19 protein-coding genes are annotated in these 18,202 nt (G+C 39.4%); 15 read left to right on the top strand and 4 right to left on the bottom strand.

Annotation, left to right across the window (positions count from 1 at the left end; all coding sequences use genetic code 11):
- Window positions 1-30: 30 nt before the first annotated feature.
- Window positions 31-951 (bottom strand): LysR family transcriptional regulator, encoded by a 921-nt coding sequence (locus R5R67_RS15015; protein WP_001059553.1) that lies wholly within the window; start codon window positions 949-951, stop codon window positions 31-33.
- An 88-nt stretch (window positions 952-1,039) separates the two neighbouring features.
- Here R5R67_RS15015 and R5R67_RS15010 point away from each other — a divergent pair, with 88 nt between their 5' ends.
- From R5R67_RS15010 to R5R67_RS14995, 4 genes are read left to right on the top strand one after another with little or no spacing between them, the layout of a single operon-like run.
- Window positions 1,040-2,284 (top strand): acyl-CoA dehydrogenase family protein, encoded by a 1,245-nt coding sequence (locus R5R67_RS15010; RefSeq protein ID WP_318754954.1) that lies wholly within the window; start codon window positions 1,040-1,042, stop codon window positions 2,282-2,284.
- Between the two features lie 16 nt (window positions 2,285-2,300).
- Window positions 2,301-3,422, top strand: coding sequence for a phosphotransferase family protein (locus tag R5R67_RS15005; RefSeq protein WP_000110872.1), 1,122 nt, complete (start codon window positions 2,301-2,303; stop codon window positions 3,420-3,422).
- Window positions 3,419-4,117 carry a histidine phosphatase family protein gene (locus R5R67_RS15000; RefSeq protein ID WP_000208317.1) on the top strand — a complete coding sequence of 233 codons (699 nt, stop codon included), beginning with the start codon at window positions 3,419-3,421 and terminating at the stop codon, window positions 4,115-4,117. Before R5R67_RS15005 ends, R5R67_RS15000 begins: the two co-directional genes overlap by 4 nt.
- Before the next feature lie 15 nt (window positions 4,118-4,132).
- Window positions 4,133-4,876: an SDR family oxidoreductase gene (locus R5R67_RS14995; RefSeq protein WP_001140455.1), complete on the top strand. Its 744-nt coding sequence runs from the start codon at window positions 4,133-4,135 to the stop codon at window positions 4,874-4,876.
- A gap of 35 nt (window positions 4,877-4,911) precedes the next feature.
- On the opposite strand, the gene R5R67_RS14990 is transcribed toward R5R67_RS14995, so the two are convergent.
- From R5R67_RS14990 to R5R67_RS14980, 3 genes are all read right to left on the bottom strand, one after another.
- Window positions 4,912-6,168, bottom strand: a complete 1,257-nt coding sequence (locus R5R67_RS14990; RefSeq protein ID WP_000418520.1) for an OprD family outer membrane porin — start codon at window positions 6,166-6,168, stop codon at window positions 4,912-4,914.
- Window positions 6,169-6,284: 116 nt separating this feature from the next.
- A complete protein-coding gene (locus R5R67_RS14985) occupies window positions 6,285-7,634 on the bottom strand; it encodes a spinster family MFS transporter (RefSeq protein WP_001076623.1) in 1,350 nt (449 codons plus the stop codon).
- A gap of 412 nt (window positions 7,635-8,046) precedes the next feature.
- Window positions 8,047-8,514, bottom strand: a complete 468-nt coding sequence (locus R5R67_RS14980; RefSeq protein WP_002061861.1) for a MarR family winged helix-turn-helix transcriptional regulator — start codon at window positions 8,512-8,514, stop codon at window positions 8,047-8,049.
- Between the two features lie 149 nt (window positions 8,515-8,663).
- Here R5R67_RS14980 and R5R67_RS14975 point away from each other — a divergent pair, with 149 nt between their 5' ends.
- The 11 genes from R5R67_RS14975 to R5R67_RS14925 form a co-directional block, all read left to right on the top strand.
- Window positions 8,664-9,773 carry an amidase gene (locus R5R67_RS14975; RefSeq protein ID WP_001021595.1) on the top strand — a complete coding sequence of 370 codons (1,110 nt, stop codon included), beginning with the start codon at window positions 8,664-8,666 and terminating at the stop codon, window positions 9,771-9,773.
- Window positions 9,774-9,809: 36 nt separating this feature from the next.
- Window positions 9,810-10,958, top strand: a complete 1,149-nt coding sequence (locus tag R5R67_RS14970; protein ID WP_085920623.1) for an acyl-CoA dehydrogenase family protein — start codon at window positions 9,810-9,812, stop codon at window positions 10,956-10,958.
- A gap of 28 nt (window positions 10,959-10,986) precedes the next feature.
- Complete coding sequence (locus R5R67_RS14965) at window positions 10,987-11,346, top strand: hypothetical protein (protein WP_000387550.1); 360 nt, start codon at window positions 10,987-10,989, stop codon at window positions 11,344-11,346.
- Between the two features lie 10 nt (window positions 11,347-11,356).
- Window positions 11,357-11,884, top strand: a complete 528-nt coding sequence (locus tag R5R67_RS14960) for a nuclear transport factor 2 family protein (protein WP_000130510.1) — start codon at window positions 11,357-11,359, stop codon at window positions 11,882-11,884.
- 29 nt (window positions 11,885-11,913) lie between these two features.
- The gene (locus tag R5R67_RS14955) at window positions 11,914-13,191 is read left to right on the top strand and encodes an aromatic ring-hydroxylating oxygenase subunit alpha (RefSeq protein WP_001084468.1); all 1,278 of its coding nucleotides are present in this window, start codon (window positions 11,914-11,916) and stop codon (window positions 13,189-13,191) included.
- Between the two features lie 10 nt (window positions 13,192-13,201).
- Window positions 13,202-13,687 (top strand): aromatic-ring-hydroxylating dioxygenase subunit beta, encoded by a 486-nt coding sequence (locus R5R67_RS14950; protein ID WP_001056937.1) that lies wholly within the window; start codon window positions 13,202-13,204, stop codon window positions 13,685-13,687.
- Between the two features lie 10 nt (window positions 13,688-13,697).
- A complete protein-coding gene (locus R5R67_RS14945) occupies window positions 13,698-14,435 on the top strand; it encodes an SDR family NAD(P)-dependent oxidoreductase (protein ID WP_000815900.1) in 738 nt (245 codons plus the stop codon).
- 34 nt (window positions 14,436-14,469) lie between these two features.
- Window positions 14,470-15,423 carry a PDR/VanB family oxidoreductase gene (locus R5R67_RS14940; RefSeq protein WP_000210285.1) on the top strand — a complete coding sequence of 318 codons (954 nt, stop codon included), beginning with the start codon at window positions 14,470-14,472 and terminating at the stop codon, window positions 15,421-15,423.
- Between the two features lie 45 nt (window positions 15,424-15,468).
- Window positions 15,469-16,425: a p-hydroxyphenylacetate 3-hydroxylase reductase component gene (locus R5R67_RS14935; RefSeq protein ID WP_002040457.1), complete on the top strand. Its 957-nt coding sequence runs from the start codon at window positions 15,469-15,471 to the stop codon at window positions 16,423-16,425.
- Between the two features lie 198 nt (window positions 16,426-16,623).
- Window positions 16,624-17,538: a transcriptional regulator FeaR gene (gene feaR, locus R5R67_RS14930; protein WP_001077861.1), complete on the top strand. Its 915-nt coding sequence runs from the start codon at window positions 16,624-16,626 to the stop codon at window positions 17,536-17,538.
- 209 nt (window positions 17,539-17,747) lie between these two features.
- The coding region (locus R5R67_RS14925; RefSeq protein WP_318754952.1) for a stalk domain-containing protein at window positions 17,748-18,202 on the top strand (455 nt) is incomplete at its 3' end.

The raw sequence follows: 18,202 nt of genomic DNA, 5'->3' as shown, positions 1-18,202 counted from the left end.
TATGATAGAAGCTTAGTAGATCAATTTGCTTTACTGAAAAAGTTTAATAATTTCATGTCGCAAAAATTGATGTCTTAAATTATCCCTTAAATCTTCGTGCCAAAACATACCCATTTTAATATTGGTCATCTCAAAAGGTAGAGAATGTAACCGAATCTTAGGGCTATAAGATAAATGCTGCAAAATCATACGGGGCATGGTGAGTATTGCGTCGGCTTGGGCTCCCAAGACTTGTAACGCGGTTGAGTAGTTTTGACAGCGCATAAATACATTTCTTGAAATTTTTTGGTGTTGGTTTAAATAAATATCTTCAAGTAAAGCACCCGTACGGCGTGATGAAACACCAATGTGTCGTCCATTAATATAACTAGCTAAATCGACTTCTTTAAGTTGGCTGCAAATAACGAACTCATCTGTGACCAAATGATCAAAGGTAATTTTTGGAGATAAGTATTGTTCTAGATCAATCACGAAATCGAGCTGTTGTGTCGCCAAGTCCGCCATAATATGTTTTCGATCGAGTTTCATACTCACAAACTGCAAATCTAAATTAAGATTTTGAAAGTGTTGAGCCAATCTTGGAAGAATAATCGGCTCAATTTCATCATGCACGGCGATTTTTAAGTTTTTTAAACTTGTTGGGTCGAACACATGCTTCTGCTGGCTAATATTTTGAATGGTTAAAAGTGCTTGTTTCACAGTTGGGTAAATCTGCTCGGCAAAAGGAGTGGCAGACATTTTATTACCTACACGTATAAATACATCATCTTCAAGTTGCTGGCGTAAACGCTGCAAAGCATGACTTGCTGCTGACTGTGTAATATTAAGACTACTTGCCGCATTTGAAATACTTTTTTGCTCATAAATCGCGATAAATAACGGATATAAATTAATATCAATTCGGTGAAAAAAACTTAGGTCTAGACCATGTAAGTTATGAATATTATTCATGATGCATTATTTAATAAAATCATTTCATTCATATTAAGTTTCAAGTTATGTTGATGTAAAGACCAGATAATGATGTAAAGGAAAAAGAATGTTTGAACTCTCCAAGAAAGCTCAAGATTTTGCTGAGCGAACTAAAAAATTTATTTTAGAAGAAATAGAACCTGTTGAAGCAAAATTTTGGCAAGAAGTTCACGAGTTAAATCCAGATGGAAACCGGAAAAAATGGCAGTGGCCTGAGCTTTTAGAAACTCTAAAATCTAAAGCCAAACAGGCAGGCCTTTGGAATATGTTTTTACCCGATGAAAAGTTGGGTGCTGGGTTAACTGTTCAAGAATATGCACATATTGCTGAATTGACTGGTCGTAGTTTATTAGCGCCAACTGTTTTTAACTGTAATGCACCAGATACGGGAAATATGGAAGTGTTATGGCGCTATGGCAGTGAACAGCAAAAACAACAATGGTTAGAGCCTTTATTGGACGGAAAAATTCGCTCTGTTTTTTGCATGACTGAACCAGATGTCGCGTCAAGCGATGCAACTAATATGCAAGCGACTGCACTCATTGACGGTAATGAAATTGTTTTAAATGGCAAAAAATGGTGGTCGTCTGGTTTAGGTGATCCAAATGCTAAAGTCATTATTTTTATGGCCCATACTCCAGATGAAACTAAAGACCGCCATCATCAACACTCTATGGTTTTAGTACCGATTGATACGGCAGGTGTTGAAATTCAACGTATGTTACCTGTGTTTGGTGACTACGATGCACCGCATGGACACGGTGAGGTTCATTTTAATAATGTTCGAGTGCCTCTTGAAAACTTTATTGGTGGAGCGGGTCAAGGTTTTGAAATTGCACAAGGCAGATTAGGGCCAGGACGTATTCATCATTGCATGCGCTGTATCGGAGCTGCTGAAAAAGCACTAGAGCTTATGATTGATAGAGGCATGTCTAGAACGGCGTTTGGCAAAGAAATTTTAAAACTTGGTGGAAACCTCGAACGCGTAGCCGATGCACGTGTAGCCATAGATCAAGCTAGACTTTTAACCTTGTATGCTGCTTATAAAATGGATACTTTAGGAAACATGGCTGCTTTAACAGAAATATCTGCAATTAAAGTAGTCGCTCCAAGCGTATTAGAAAAAGTAGTCGATATGGCGATTCAGCTACATGGCGGTGCGGGCGTTTCAAGAGATACGCCATTAACAGGTTTCTTTGCCCAAGCACGCAGTTTACGTTTAGCTGATGGTCCGGATGAAGTACATAAAGGCATGATTGCCAAATTAGAGTTAGCCAAACGTGGTTATTTCGGTCGTCATAAAAAAGTATAAGTTAAAGGAAGTAAATATGTCGGTAATTGATGTAGGCGGTGAAGTACGTGACGGTGAAGAACTTGATATTGGGGCAGTTGAAAACTGGTTAAAAAACCAAGGTGTTGAGCTAGTTGGTCCAGCAGTCGTTACTCAATATACGGGCGGGGCGTCGAATTGGACTTATCGTTTAAAGTATGAAAATACGGATTTAATTTTACGACGTCCACCAAAAGGAACAAAAGCCAAGTCAGCCCACGATATGGCCCGTGAATATATGGTGCAGAAAAACCTTGCCCCTTATTATCCAGTTCTTCCTAAAATGGTAGCGCTTTGTCAGGATGAAACCGTTATTGGCTGTGATTTTTATGTCATGGAACGCATTGAAGGAATTATTCCTCGTGCAAAATTACCGCCTGAGCTTGGCTTTACTGAAGAAGATGTTCATGAGCTTTGTGTAAACGTTATTGATAAATTGATTGAGTTACATCAAGTTCCTTATGAGAACACGCCTTTAGCTGAACTAGGTAAAGGTACAGGATATTGCCGTAGACAAGTTGAAGGTTGGGATAAACGCTATGAAAAAGTCCGCACAATCAACGTTCCTTCTTTTAAATATGTTCGAAAATGGCTAAACGATAATATCCCTCAAGATTCTACAACTTGTATTATTCACAATGATTGGCGTTTTGATAATGTGATTTTAGATCCAAAACATCCAACTGAAGTGATTGGGGTGTTGGATTGGGAAATGGCGACCTTGGGTGATCCATTAATGGATTTGGGCAGTGCTTTGGCCTATTGGGTTGAGCCTACGGATAATATGATTTTTAGATCGACACGTCGTCAGCCTACTCACTTAAAGGGAATGTTCTCTCGCAAAGAAGTTGTTGACTATTATTTGCAAAAAACTGGTCTGGAGCCTCAAAACTGGACTTTTTATGAAGTGTTTGGTGTATTCCGTTTAGCAGTGATTGCCCAGCAAATCTATTATCGTTATTACCATAAACAAACCCGAAACCCTGCTTTTAAAGATTTCTGGATTGTCATTCATGCACTACATATCAGAGCTTTAAAACTTATCGCCCAGCAAAAATTGCAAGAATCGGAATTTGCTCAGCAATCTCTACAGAAAATACAGGGTATTTTAAGAAGATGACCACAATTTATCTGGTAAGGCATGGACAGGCATCATTTGGTAAAAGTAACTATGATGAGTTGTCTGAAAATGGTGAAGCTCAAGCGACTTTATTAGGCCAATATTTTAAGAAAATATTGAAAGAACAACCTTATGTAGTTGCAGGAACTATGCAGCGCCATGAACAAACTGCACAGCTTGCACTAAAAGAATGTTTTCCAGATGCGGTAATTCATCATAATAATTTATGGAATGAGTTTAACCATCAACAGGTTTTTGCCCGTTATGAGCCACGTTTTGAACAGCCTGAACTGTTAAAAGCCGATGTCGCAAAAGAGCATAACCCTCGCGCGTATCTTGCCAAAATCTTTGAAGGTGCGATTGAACGATGGACCGAAGGCGATTTTCATCATGAATATGATGAGTCTTGGCCGCATTTTAAAAACAGAGTTGAAACGGCGCTACAGCAACTTTGTGATGAGTTAGCAAAAAACAAACCTCGTTATGCAGTCGTTTTTACCTCGGGTGGTGTGATTTCTGTAGCAATTGGAAAACTGCTTGAACTCAGTCCTAATCGAACTTTTGCATTGAATTGGGCAATTGCTAATACAAGCCTCACGACTTTACGTTTGGTTGGAAATGAAGCTCAGGTTTTAAGTTTAAATGAACATCACTTTATAAAAGCTGAGCGTCCAGATTTACTGACATGGATTTAAAATAAGGATAAAAGCATGGCAAAGACGATTTTAATTACAGGTGCAAGTTCTGGATTAGGCGCGGGTATGGCGCATGAATTTGCAGCAAAAGGTTATAACTTGGCGATTTGTGCACGCCGTTTAGACAGATTAGAAACTTTAAAAACTGAACTTGAAAATCAGTACGGTATTAAAGTAATTGCAAAAAGTCTGGACGTAACTAATTACGATCAGGTTTTTGAAGTATTTCGTGCCTTTAAACAAGAGTTTGGCTATTTAGACCGAATTATTGTAAATGCGGGAGTAGGCAATGGTCGCCGTATTGGTAAAGGTAATTTTGAAATTAACAGAGCCACGGCCGAAACAAACTTTATTTCTGCTTTAGCACAGTGTGAGGCAGCGATTGAAATTTTTAGAGCGCAAAATGCAGGTCATTTGGTGGTCATGTCGTCTATGAGTGCGATGCGCGGATTACCAAAACATTTATCGACCTATGCGGCGAGTAAAGCTGCAGTTGCTCACTTGGCCGAGGGTATTCGCGCTGAATTACTAGATACTCCAATTAAAGTCTCAACCATTTTCCCGGGTTACATCCGAACTGAAATGAATGAAGGTGCTAAACATCTACCTTTTGAAGTCGATGCCAAAACAGGGTGTAAAGCTTTAGTCAAAGCGATCGAAAAACAACCTGTAAAAGCTTATGTACCGCAGTGGCCGTGGTTACCAATGAGTATTGCCATGAAGGTTTTACCATTAAAGTTGGTCAATAAATTAGGATAAAAAATTGCCCCCTAAAATTAGGGGGTAATTTTTATTTAGAATTTTTTGGTGTAATTGACGAATAAACGGTCTTCGCCAAAGTCATTGCCGTGTTTAACGTTGTAGTCAATACGAATATATTGCAGGGCAAAGCCTTTTAAGAGCGGCTGCTGAAATGCATAGTTTAAAATCACATTAGACTCAGTTTCGTGGTTTTTCTCACCATTAGCTGCTTTAAAGTCATGACCGTAAACATATTTCACCATTGCGTTTAAGCCCGGAACGTAATCTTTAAAGTCATAGCCATACATGACATGGTAAGACTTTTCATCTTCTTTGAAAAAGCCCGTAGCATTCCAGTTAATGAAATACGTCTCTGGTAAGAAACCATCCGGTAGCGGATAAGCTGACTCTCCAATAATTTGTTGGTACCCCAAACCAAAGGTATGGTTTTTTACTTTGATGGTTTCAAGTAAACCAATGTTCTGGGCATCAATATCAAAGGTATTACCGTCATCCTTGGCGTTAAAGTATTTAAACTTAGAGGTGAGGGCAAATTTAGGCTGTTTCCAAGTATGCTCAAGTCCAACATAATGTTTGTTATACAGATCTTCTAAATTACCAAAATAATATTCACCCTTTAGTGACGGCGTGAATTGATAGCGCAAGTCAATATAATTTAAGCCATCAGACTCTTTAGTAATTCCATTGGATGTGAAAGAAAACTTTTTAAAATCTTCTTCATTTCGTGGAGATACTTTTTCAACTCGACCAATTTCTGCATAAAACTGATCTGAAAGTTGCGACTTTAAGTTAGTGCCCCAATAGGAAGTGAGTAACTGACGGCTAGCATCGACTGCTGTTACAGGTAAATCTAGCCAGAGTTCACCAACACTCAAAAGTGTTTTGTCATAACCTAGTTTTAAGGTTGCGCCGTATTTTAAATAGTCGGATGCTTGAGATTGCGTTTCTTTATTAAAAGGCAAAACAGTATCTGCGACATGTTTGTCTGAACTTAAACGCACGGCGTATTGAACAGAAGCATCAGCTCCAATCGTAATAGGTTTATCTGCTATGACTAGTGGAGTGTCATGCATTTTCGATTTATAAAATAAAGATGCTGCCTGAGACCAACTACCGGTATCTTTAAGGGCGTCATTATCAAAATCGCGGTTGATATAGGCATTTTTTAAAGTGAATTTCCATTCATCTTCAGTTTGCTGATTTGGATTTGCAGCCCTAGAACTGCTACACATAATAAATAAAGTGGCAAAAGCTAAAGTGTGTGGTTTAAAACGGTGAAATAATTCCATAATCCATTTCCAAGATATATGCCAGTCCTCGGCATTACGTATTGTGAAATATTGGTGTGGTGTTCCCTAAATTGTTTAAAGGGAACTCCTGTTTTTATAAGTGGCTGTTGCTTCAATTAATGTAATTTTTCAAGCTTCATGCTTTCACTAAAGGATTTACAGCCTTTAAAAAGTAGAGCCAAAGCCAGTACACAGGACAAACCACCCACAATAGATAAAGAAGACCCCACCATTAATGGATTGCCAAAAACCTTATCTGTAATAATTGCGACTAATGTTGTACCAACACCTAGTCCAATTAAGTTACTTACCAAAAGGAATAGGGCAGAAAGGCGTGCTCTAAATTGGTTGGGTGCTAACATTTGCAATGCTGTTGCCGAAATCACAAGTGGGAAAGAGGCAAAGAACATTGCAGGAATGAGCAAAGTTACTGAAAGCCAGAGTTGATCTGTTTGGGTAAAAAATGCAATTGGAATAATCAGGCCAACAATACCAATCACACCCGTGAACATCGGTGCATCTTGGCGTCCTTTTTTAATAAACCAGTCGTTTAGCCATCCTGCACAAAACACGCCTAAAGTATTTGCAACTAGCAATATAGTGCCGAGCATATAGCCTGTTTCAGTCGGCGCGAGTTGAAACTTACGAATATAAAATGCAGGTGTCCAGCTAGTTAGGCTATAGAGTGCCATTGCATAAAAGGTAAAACCTAAATAGTGACAAGCAAAAGTTTTTGCATGTTTCTTGATAAACTGTAGGCACTGCGTGAACTTAACTTGGTCAACTTGTCCGCTTTGGTTGAGCTGTTGTCCTTTACGTGCAGGATCTTTAACTGTCAAAATAAATAGTAAACCAATAATAATGCCGGGTAATCCCACCACTAAAAAGGCAATTTGCCATGCTTTGAGTGCACCTAATAAAGGAACTTCAATGAGTGTCACGCCTTTAAGCAGGTTAATCACATAACCGCCAACTAAAAAGGCGGTACCTCCACCTAAGAAAGCACCAATTGAATAGATCCCGACCGCGCGGCCTAGTTTGTCTTTACTAAACATGTCACTAAACATTGAATAGGCCGCTGGAGATAAAGCTGCTTCACCAACGCCCACAGCCATACGGCTTAGGAATAATTGAATAAAGTTTTTACTTAAACCGCAAGTTGCTGTTGCTAAGCTCCAGACAATAATCCCGATTGAAATCAGTTTTGGTCGGGAAAAACGGTCGGCAATATAGGCTAATGGTAAGCCCATCACAGCGTAGAATAGTGAAAAGGCAAGGCCATGTAACAAGCTAAATTGAGTATCTGAAAGTTGAAGGTCTGCTTTGATGGGTTCAATCATCAAGGCCAGAATTTGACGGTCAATAAATGAAAATATATAGGCCAACATACAAAGTATGACCACATACCATGCATATGCATTGGTTTTCTTTTGTGTCCTTTCAACAGCGATATTACTTTGGTTCATACACTTAATCCTTATGTATAAAACGCTTTAAAGAAATTGATCTCTAGCTTCTATTCATCCTCAAAATTTTTGATACGTCCCCATTTGAAATGAATAATGAAACGGCTAGAAATGATTGAATTTGGTTTGGTAAGGGGCCTTGAAGAAGGTGTCTTAACACAAACGGAAATAGTAATGCTGACTAGATTATTGAATTATTATTTTCTTTTTATATGTAAAATTCCATTACTTGTTGAGTATGTTTAGATACCTAAAAAGTATGTTAAGTGAGCTATTGGGAGGGTTTAACTTTTATAAATATTTGAATTTAATAAATTTTATTATTTATATTGGATTTTTTATAGTGAGCAGCTAAAGAAAGACTAGCTTTAACTGCTCTAGAGCCAAGTTAATTTAGTGTCGATGGTAATAATTAACTTGATGGCATGAGATCAAATAATTTTTTTAACTGACGATTTAGATTATGCAGTTCATCTTCTGAAAAAGCATTGAGGATCCCCGCTAAGGTAACCACACTAATTTGGTTAATCTGCTCAACAAGCTCAACACCTTTGGCCGTTAATTTCACCATCGAAATCCGTTCATCAGCGGTAGAAGAGTAGACTTCCACAATGCCATCTTCTACCAAACGATATACAGCCTTTGTTGCTGTTGTGAGTTTTAAAGTAGAAAGATTGGCAATGTCAGTGATACTGGCTTCCCCAAGCGCATTGGTACTTAAAATAATTTTGCGGCGAGTATTATCAATTCCAAGTTTTTTTATAGATTTTTCAATAAGTTGTGAATATTTACCATTAACTTGGGAAATCCAGAAAAAGGGGAAGTTTTGAATACTCGACGGTTCTTTATTGGGAAGAAATTGTTCTAAATGATCAAGCATAGCTAAGCAATAACTTAGTAAAAAAAGGGTAATTCTATTATAAACAAAATTTTGCATATTTCCTTGAACACACATTAGAAAAATTACTTGACAATTCCATTAAATTTTCTGATATTTTAATTAATGGATAAAAATACATGGAAAAGTGAATGAATATTATTAGCCAAAGTGTGCAAAAAGGAAACGGCAAACTTAAGGTGATGGTGAAGGACACTATAGATATTCAAGGTCTAAAAACCATTGCTGGCAGTAGAGCTTTATTAGAAGTCGAACCCGCACATGATGATGCTGAGGTAGTTAAAAACATCTTAAAAGCTGATTGCGAAATTATTGGCAAGACAAATTTGCACGAATTGGCTTTTGGAATTACAGGCATTAACCACGCTTTTGGTACACCTATTAACCCTAAATATCCTGAACTTATTCCGGGCGGCTCTTCAAGTGGTTCAGCCGCAGCAGTTGCAGCTAAACAAGCTGACTTTACTTTAGGGACAGACACCGGTGGCTCTATCCGTATGCCCGCTGCATGCTGTGGAGTTTATGGTTTAAAACCGACTTTCGGTCGGGTAAGTCGCGAAGGCATATACCCGCCGTCAAGTTCTTTAGATTGCGTTGGTCCTTTTGCAAATTCAGTCGAAATGATTGAAAAAGCCATGCAAATTATTGATCCAACTTTTAAGCCGGCTGAATGTACTCTTACACCAAAACTTGCAGTGCTCGATGTCAAAGCAGATGAGGTTGTTTGGAACTGTATATATCAAGCACTTCAAAAAGCAAATTTAGAGACCGTTTTAGAAAAAGTTGAACATTTTGAAGCAGCTTATGATGCAGGCATGCAGATTATTAACTATGAAAACTGGCAAGCTTTTGGTGAGTTAACCCAAACAGGCTTAATTGGTTCTGATGTAAATAATCGTTTATTAAAAGCAGCCCACACCACTTTAGAGCAAGTAAAGCAAGCAGAAGTTGTGAAAGCGCAGCTGACAAAGGAACTCGATGCTTTATTAGAAAAATATGATGCATTGGTTCTGCCGACACTTCCACAAATTCCACCAAAAGTTTCTGAAGCTGAAAACACGGTCGCTTTTTTGAACCTAACCGGTTTAGTTCGACCATTTAATTTATCAGGACATCCAGCCATTTCAGTGCCACTTGAAACCAGTGAAGGTTTGCCTGTGGGCTTACAGATCGTATCAAAGCATCAAAAAGATGAGCAATTATGTGTAATAGCTAAATTTTGTGTTGATGCAATGCAATAAATTACAAGGAGTTAGATGATGAATAAGTTGTCTAAAATGGAGTTTGCTTCTCAAGACAAAGCAGTTGATTTAGATGCTTTGTGCCAAGAAATTCGTGAGCGTGCCTGTGCAGGTGAATTTGATAATCAGGCCTATGTAAGCCAAGACATTATCGAAAAACTTAAAAAAATTGGTGTTTACCGTGCTCTGGTGCCTAAACGTTTTGGTGGTGAAGAATGGTCACCACGGCAGTTTTGTGAGTTGATCGAAACTTTATCTAAAGCTGATGGTTCAGTGGGTTGGGTGGCAAGTTTCGGTATGAGCCCTGCGTATTTAGGAAGTTTGCCCGAAGAAACGCTGAAAGAGTTATACCAAAACGGGCCAGATGTCGTATTTGCCGGAGGTATTTTCCCGCCGCAGCCTGCCGAAATTACCGATGAAGGTGTGGTGGTGCGCGGACGTTGGAAATTTTCAAGCGGCTGTATGGGCGCTGACATTGTTGGTGTGGGAATTTCACCCCTTAAAAATAATGAAATGCAAGGTTTACCACGTATGGCAGTGATGCCTGCCAACAAAGCCAAAATTGAAATGACATGGGACACTGTTGGCCTAAAAGGTACCGGAAGCCATGATTTGGTGGTTGAAGATGTATTGGTCGAAAAGAAATGGACCTTTGTACGTGGCGAACCTTCAAAACTCAGCGAGCCATTTTTTAAATATCCATCACTGTCTTTAGCGACTCAAGTATTAACCGTGGTGGGTATTGGGGTTGCAGCTGCCGCATTAGAAGAATTTGAAAAATTAGCACCGGGTAAAGCATCTATTACGGGTGGGTCAGAAATTGCAAACCGCCCAGTGACTCAATATGAGTTTGCTCAAGCTGATGCAGAGTTTCAGGCTGCAAAGTCTTGGTTTTATCAAACCATGGATATTGTCTGGAATGAAATTATTGCTGGTCGTGAAGCAACTGCTGAACAGATTAGTGATATGCGTCTGGCATGTACCCATGCAGCTCGCATTTGCGCCAAAGTGACCCGAAAAATGCAAATGCTTGCGGGTATGACAGCGATTTATACCAACAATCCATTTAGCCGTTTTGTAAATGACACCAACGTGGTGACCCAGCACGCCTTTATGGGTGATGCAACTTTACAAAATGCAGGTTTAGTCAGTTTCGGGTTAAAGCCAACCCCAGGTTATCTATAAGTTTAAATTTTAAAAAAGGAATATTGAGATGGAAGCTAAAAAACCATTACGTGTGTTGTTTTGCATGGGTATTAACCAGAACTTTTTTGATGCAGAACCTGCTGAAGCAAAAGCGGTTTGGGCAGCATTTGGTGAAATGTGGAATGGCATTCATGACCTACCTGGTGTGCATGTTTTTGGGAATCTTGATGATGACCAAAGCATGGTGGGTGCAAGTACGGGCTGGCCTTGGACCACTTATTTGCTTGCAGATGTTCCGGATATTGAGACAGTACATGCTGCTTGTAACTTGTTTAGAACGACCGTGGTGGGTGAAGGGCCATACAAACTTTGGAAATATTGCAAAGTTGAAGCTCGTGTTGGGCGTGAATTGATTATTCAACGTTAGGGCGACCGCAATGACTGACAAAGTGAATATTGCAGAAATTATAGAATGGCTAGAACAGTTGGAAGCACACAATGCCATTCGTAACTGCATAAACCGTTATATGGAAATCTGCGACGAGCTCAATGCAAATACAGATCTTTATGAGTTGATGAATCTTTTTGATCAAGACTGTATTTGGGAAGGTATTGGCGATAAATATTCTAAATCTTTTGGTCGTTATGATTCTTGGCAGTCGATTTATGACATGTTCAAACGCTATACACAAAAAGAATCTCACTTTGTCATGAATGCACACTTTGTGAATTCAGAACAAATTTATGTAAATCAAAATGATGCAAATGCTTCATGGCTGATGTTGCAAACTTCAACTTTTCAAGATGGCCGTAGTCACCTAAATGCAGCAAAGCTCAAGGTGAAGTTTCAGAAGCAAGCAGATGGAACCTGGAAAATTAAACATTTCCAAACACAGAATATTTTCAGTCGTCCGGTATCGCATTGGCAAAGTGAAGCCGAGTTGCCGGTACCTTCCCAGGAATGACCCAGGACATATTTAAAAGGACTATTGATATGAACAGTATTATCCCAACGCATAACATTGGCATTGATTACGATGCTTTAGTTAAAAGTGACCGTGCCCATACTTCTCTTTATAAAGATGAACGCATTTTTGATGAAGAAATGGAAAAAATCTTTTATAGCACTTGGGTGTGGGTTGCGCATGCCAGCGAAATTCCAGAAGGCGGAAGCTATAAAACGATTAATATCGGTAAACAACCTGTGGTTGTGGTGCGTGACCGTAAAAAGAAAGTCCATGTACTTTTAAACCGTTGTCGTCACCGTGCAGCAACCGTATGTGAACATAAAAAAGGAAAAACTAATAGTTTTGTATGTCCGTACCACGGTTGGAGTTATGCACTTGACGGTAGTTTACGTGGTGTGCCATCTCCGGAAAGCTACGGCGATTGTTTAGATAAATCAGAATTACCACTGGTGAGTCTACGGGTAGAAGAATATAACGGCATGATCTTCGCTTCATTTAAAGAAGACATTCAACCGCTTGAAGAGTTCCTTGGGCCAGCAAAAAAATGGATTGATCTGTTTATGAAACAAGGTGCGGGTTATCCAATTAAAGTGTTGGGTGAACATCGCTTCCGTTTTCCGGGTAACTGGAAAATCCAGCTTGAAAATACCACCGATGCATATCACTTCCCGTTGGTACACAAATCATTCTTAAGTTCTGTAGATGAAAAAACCGAAGAACTCTTTAACTTCGAAAAGCAACCGGGCTTTGTTGAAGACTTAGGAAACGGTCACAGCGTCATGGTGATGATTCCTGAACTGGTCGATTTAGAAGAAGACTTAATGGAGCGACCAATTCAAGAGCGTTTCGAAGACTTGGCTCAAGCTTTGCGTGACGAAGGGCATGAAGAATTAGAAGTACGCCGTATTGTTCGAGCAGTTGGCGGTTCGGGCTTTAACTTAAATTTATTCCCAAATATTGCATGTTCAATGGCGTTCTTCCGTGTGTTACAGCCAATTTCAGTTGCTGAAACAGAAATTCATCATTCGGTGATTACGATGGATGGCGGTCCACAAATTGCCAATCAATATCGCTTACGTTTGCATGAACATTTCCAAGGTCCATTTGGTTTTGGTACGCCAGATGACTCTGAAGCTTGGGAACGCGTACAACACGGTGCCAATGCCGGTAATGATTTATGGATCATGCTCAACCGCGGTTTACCGGGCGAAGTTAAAACTGAAGATGGCTTAAAAAGTGATGTCAGTGCTGAAACAGGTATGCGTGCAGCATATCAGCAATGGAAAAAGATGATGACAGCTTAAGGAGAGAGCAATGAATATGAATCTGCAATTATTAAATGAAGTCACTGCTTTCATCTGGGCTGAAGCAGATATGTTAGACCACAGTGAATACCGTGAATGGCTCAATTTATGGAATGAAAAGGGCGTTTATATCATTCCGATTGACCCGAACCTCACAGACTACGAAAACAACTTAAATTATGCCTATGACGATAATCATATGCGTAAGTTACGGGTAGAGCGTCTTGAAAATGGTGAGGCAATTTCTACGGCACCAAAGGCGAATACGGTACGCAGCATTTCGCGAGTACGAGTGATTCAAGATCAAGATGATGAAATCGTTTTACGCTGTGCTCAAAACCTACGTGAATTTCGTAAAGAAAACCTCAAGCATTACACGGCCGATATTACATACCATCTAACCCGTGATGCCGATACTGGTTTTAAGATTAACCGTAAAATCATTAACTTGGTTAACTCAACCGATACCTTGGCTGGTATTAGCTACATTCTTTAGGAGCGGTAACATGAAACAGGTTGTTTTAGTGACGGGTGCTGCTTCTGGACTCGGTAATGTGATTGCTGAATATTTTGCGAGCCAAGGTCATCAAGTGATTTTGTCAGCCAGTACGCTTGAAAAAGCCGAAAATGCTAAGGCACAAAGTCAGTATGCCCAAAATATATTTCCTTTAAAGCTGGATATTTCGGTCGAGGCAGATTTTCATGCAGCGGTGCAATGGATTGAAGAGAAATTTTCTAAACTTGATGTGTTAATTAACAATGCCACCGTCACCAAAGCAACGCCCGTATTAGAAATTACCGCAGCCGATTTTGATTGGGTGACCCAAGTTAACCAACGCGGCACCTTTCAGGCTTGTCAAATCATTGGTCAATACATGGCGAAAAAAGGTTATGGACGCATCATTAATATGGCGTCGTTAGCGGGACAAAACGGCGGTACTGCAACGGGTGCACACTACGCGGCAACCAAAGGGGCCATTGTGACGTTAACCAAAATTTTTGCCAAAGAGTTTGCGGCAAAAGGTGTTACGGTCAATGCGATTGCACCGGGACCGATGGAGTCACCGATCGTTCATAGTGTGGTGCCAGACGAAAAAATGGAACAGTTCATCCAGAATATTCCGGTTAAAGCCTTAGGAAGTATGCATTTTATTGCTGAAACTTGTGGGTTGCTTGCGAGTCCAAATGCAAGTTTTGTGACTGGTGCAACATGGGATATTAACGGTGGTTTATTCATGCGCTAAGCCACAAGCTTAGGCATGAAAAGGGAGTTAAATCATGACTACACTTTATGATGTTGTCGTTAAAAATCGCCATGTGGAAGGTGGAAATATTGCAGTTATGGAGTTTGAATCTGCAACTTCTGCTGCATTACCAAAGGTTGAACCCGGTGCACATATTGATGTGCACTTACCGAATGGTATGGTGCGCCAATATTCGCTTTGCCAAAATCCAAATGACGAAGGAAAGTTCCGCCTTGGAATCTTACGTGACCCTGAATCACGTGGCGGCTCGATTTCTGCATTTGATGAAATTAAAGATGGGATGCAAATTCAGGTCAGTGAGCCGAAAAACCTATTCCCACTTTTAAAAGCCAAGCACAGTGTATTGATTGGCGGTGGAATCGGGATTACGCCATTAATTACGATGGCATATCAACTTGCACATGAAGGTGCATCATTTGAGCTTCACTACTGTGGTGCTAGCCCTGAAAAATGTGCTTTTGTTGATGAAATTAAAAATGGTGTGTTAGCACAATACACAACTTTCCATTTTAAATCTGAAGGCGCAAGCCACAGAGCATTTTTTGAATCTGCCATTAAAGATATTGATCCTGAAAGTCATATTTATACCTGTGGTCCAGTCGGTTTTATGGACTGGGCGATTAACCTCGCCACAACTCACGATTTTCCTGAGCAGCAAATCCACAAAGAGTATTTCCAAGTGGAAACTGACACCTCGGGAGATTCATTTGAGGTGGTGGCTGAGCGTAGCGGAAAAATCATTATGGTCGAAGCTGGCGAAACCATTTTGCAGGCTTTGGCTAAAGAAGGCATCGAGATTGAAATGTCTTGCGAGCAAGGCGTATGTGGAACCTGCATGTGCGATGTGATTGAAGGCGAACCAGATCACAGAGATGTTTATTTTACTGACGAAGAAAAGGCCAGCAATGAGCAAATATTAGTGTGCTGTTCACGCTCTAAAACACCGAGATTAGTTTTAGATATCTAATGCTCTCGCGATTTATATGGATGTAAGAGAAGGTTTAGGAGAAAGATGATGAATGTATTACAACAAATAGATGAGTTTACAGTCGATCCACTACAGTTTCGACGAGCATTAGGAAATTTTGCAACAGGCGTTACCATTGTTACTGCACAAAATGCACAAGGTGAGAAAGTCGGTGTAACCGCAAATAGTTTTAACTCGGTATCACTCGATCCACCACTTATTTTGTGGAGCATTGATAAAAAATCGTCAAGTTTTTCAGTATTTGAAGAAGCAACACATTTTGCAGTCAATATTTTATCAGGCACGCAAATTGAGCTGTCTAATAAGTTTTCGAGACGCAATATTGATAAATTTGCCGACACCAATTTTCAACTTGGCGCAGGACGCGCACCCATTTTAGAAAATTGTTCTGCGGTGTTTGAGTGCGAACGTTATCAAGTGATCGAAGGTGGTGACCACTGGATTATTATTGGTAAAGTGGTTCGTTTCCATGACCAAGGTCGAAGCCCGCTGGTTTACCATCAAGGTGCATATTCTTGTGTCATGCCGCATCCAAGCCTTCAAGTTAAGCAAACTGAACAGAACGGCGTAGACCAAACACATTATGGGCACTTGTATAATAATGTCTGCTACTTAATGAGTCGTGCTTTTAAAGCCTATCAAACCGACTATATTCCTAAGCAAATGGCTTCGGGTTTCCGGACAAGTGAATCACGTCTTTTGCTCGTTTTGGCCAGTGGTACTGCCTCAAGTAAAGAAGATTTACCGCGAGATATTGCTATGCCAATGCAAGAAGTTGAAAGGTCGGCTGAAATTCTAAAATTTGAAGGATTATTGGTCGATCACGATAATTTGTACGCCCTGACCGAGAAAGGCAAACAAACGGCGCAGTATTTATTTGATATTGCCGATAGCCATCAAAATGAGGTGTTTAAAAAATATTCTGATGAGCAAAAGGATATTTTTATTACCATGCTGCGAGATTTTGCGGGAGTAGCATAAGCCCCATTAAGCTGATAAATTGAATTGATTTATCAGCTTCTTTACATCTAGCTGACTATCATCAAAACAATTCCACGGATAAGGAATTTTTGGCACACAATTTGTTTATCAATAAAACATGATTGCAAATATGCCAAGACAGTGCACCACCACAAGCGCAAAATCTTGAGCGGTGGCACATGTATAGAGAGGTAAGGGATGAACCAATATGTAAGTGATGCATTACTCACATGGACGCACCATATTAAAAATGTGTGCGGCAATTTTGAAACCGATTTTGATGGAACCCGTAATTTATTCATTGGTGAGGTTCAGTGCTTTTTATTGGGCGATACCGAAATTGCTTTTATTAAAAATAATGCCAATAAAATTGTCCGAAAAGCCGATGAAATAGATCGAGTGAATAATCGTTTTTGTTTTTTGATTTTGCAGTATTCGGGAAAAATGCTGCTCGAGTATAAGAATGAGACTCTAAGTCTGAATGAAGGCGATATTGTGTTGGTAGACCCGGTCGAAACTATTTCGATGTATCCGCAAGGTTTGGTGAGTCAGATTTCAGTGCACCTGTCGCGTGAAAAATTACTTAAAGAAAATATTAGTACCGAATATTTTGGAAAACTGATTACGCAAAATATGAGTGGTTTTTTACTCAAGAATATTTTGAAAAATATGTCTGCTGAAAACATCAAACTTTGGTATGCAACGGAAGATGGTAATGCTTTTGAAGATGCGCTGATTGCTTTAATCAAACCCACAATCAATTATAAAAATATTAATAGCCCAAATAATCTAATGGAAAAAGCCGAGCGCTATATTATAGAAAACTTAGCAAAACCAGATTTAACACCTAAATTAATTGCAGAGCATATTGGGGTATCACTACGACATCTCTACCGTTTGTTCCTTCAAGAAAATTTATCTATTAACAAATATATACAGCTTAAGCGTCTAGAAAAAGTCAAAGCGGATTTACTTGATAAAAAGAACAAACAGAGTTCAATTACCCAAATTGCCTTGAAATGGGGTTTCTGGGACGGTGCTCATTTTTCAAAGATCTTTAAAAAGACCTATGGTATCTCTCCTAAAGAATTTAGAGAGGGTATGTCAGTTTAAAATACTTCTTCTTTTAATGTCATTTTTAGACAAATTCGACGTCATTCTTGAACAAGCTAGCCCTATGTAACTGTGTTGAAATTAAATTCATTAGAGCAGGTTAGATAAGCTTAATAACCATAAAACTATTAAGTTGGTCTAACGAATTTCACTCACAGGAAGTGCATTTTAACTGTCTGATTCAGATAGTTCAGGGATAGATGAAAAGGATGAAACCAATGCGTAAACAACGATTATTGAATGATATACAAAAAATACTGGCACTTAACTTATCAATCGCTGCAAGCTTTTGGGGACTCAATACTCAAGCGTTTGCGCATGGTGGAAAGGCCGACATGGTCTCACTTTATCAGAACATGAGTGAGCAAGGCGCTAAAGTTGTTAAAGATGACTTTACCAATACCTATACAATTACCAAAGGTTCTATAGTGGTGAGAGCCAAGCCAAACTCAAATCAGGTTTTAGTGAATGGCAAACCTTTAAAACTCAGTGTCCCGTTATTAATCAAAGATGGTAAGCCTGTTATTGGAAAAGATTTTTTTAACGAAGTCTTCCAGTCTGGGTTAGATCAAACCTTTAAAATTGAAAATACGTTTCATCCACTCAATAGCTTAAATTCCGATGAAATTAAAAAGACATTTGATGTGATTAACCGCTCGAAATA

Origin of the sequence: Acinetobacter sp. OYA S30 (assembly GCF_033599315.1) — a bacterium.
Classification (GTDB): Bacteria; Pseudomonadota; Gammaproteobacteria; order Pseudomonadales; family Moraxellaceae; genus Acinetobacter; species Acinetobacter baumannii.
This window is presented reverse-complemented; position numbering and strand designations above follow the sequence as displayed.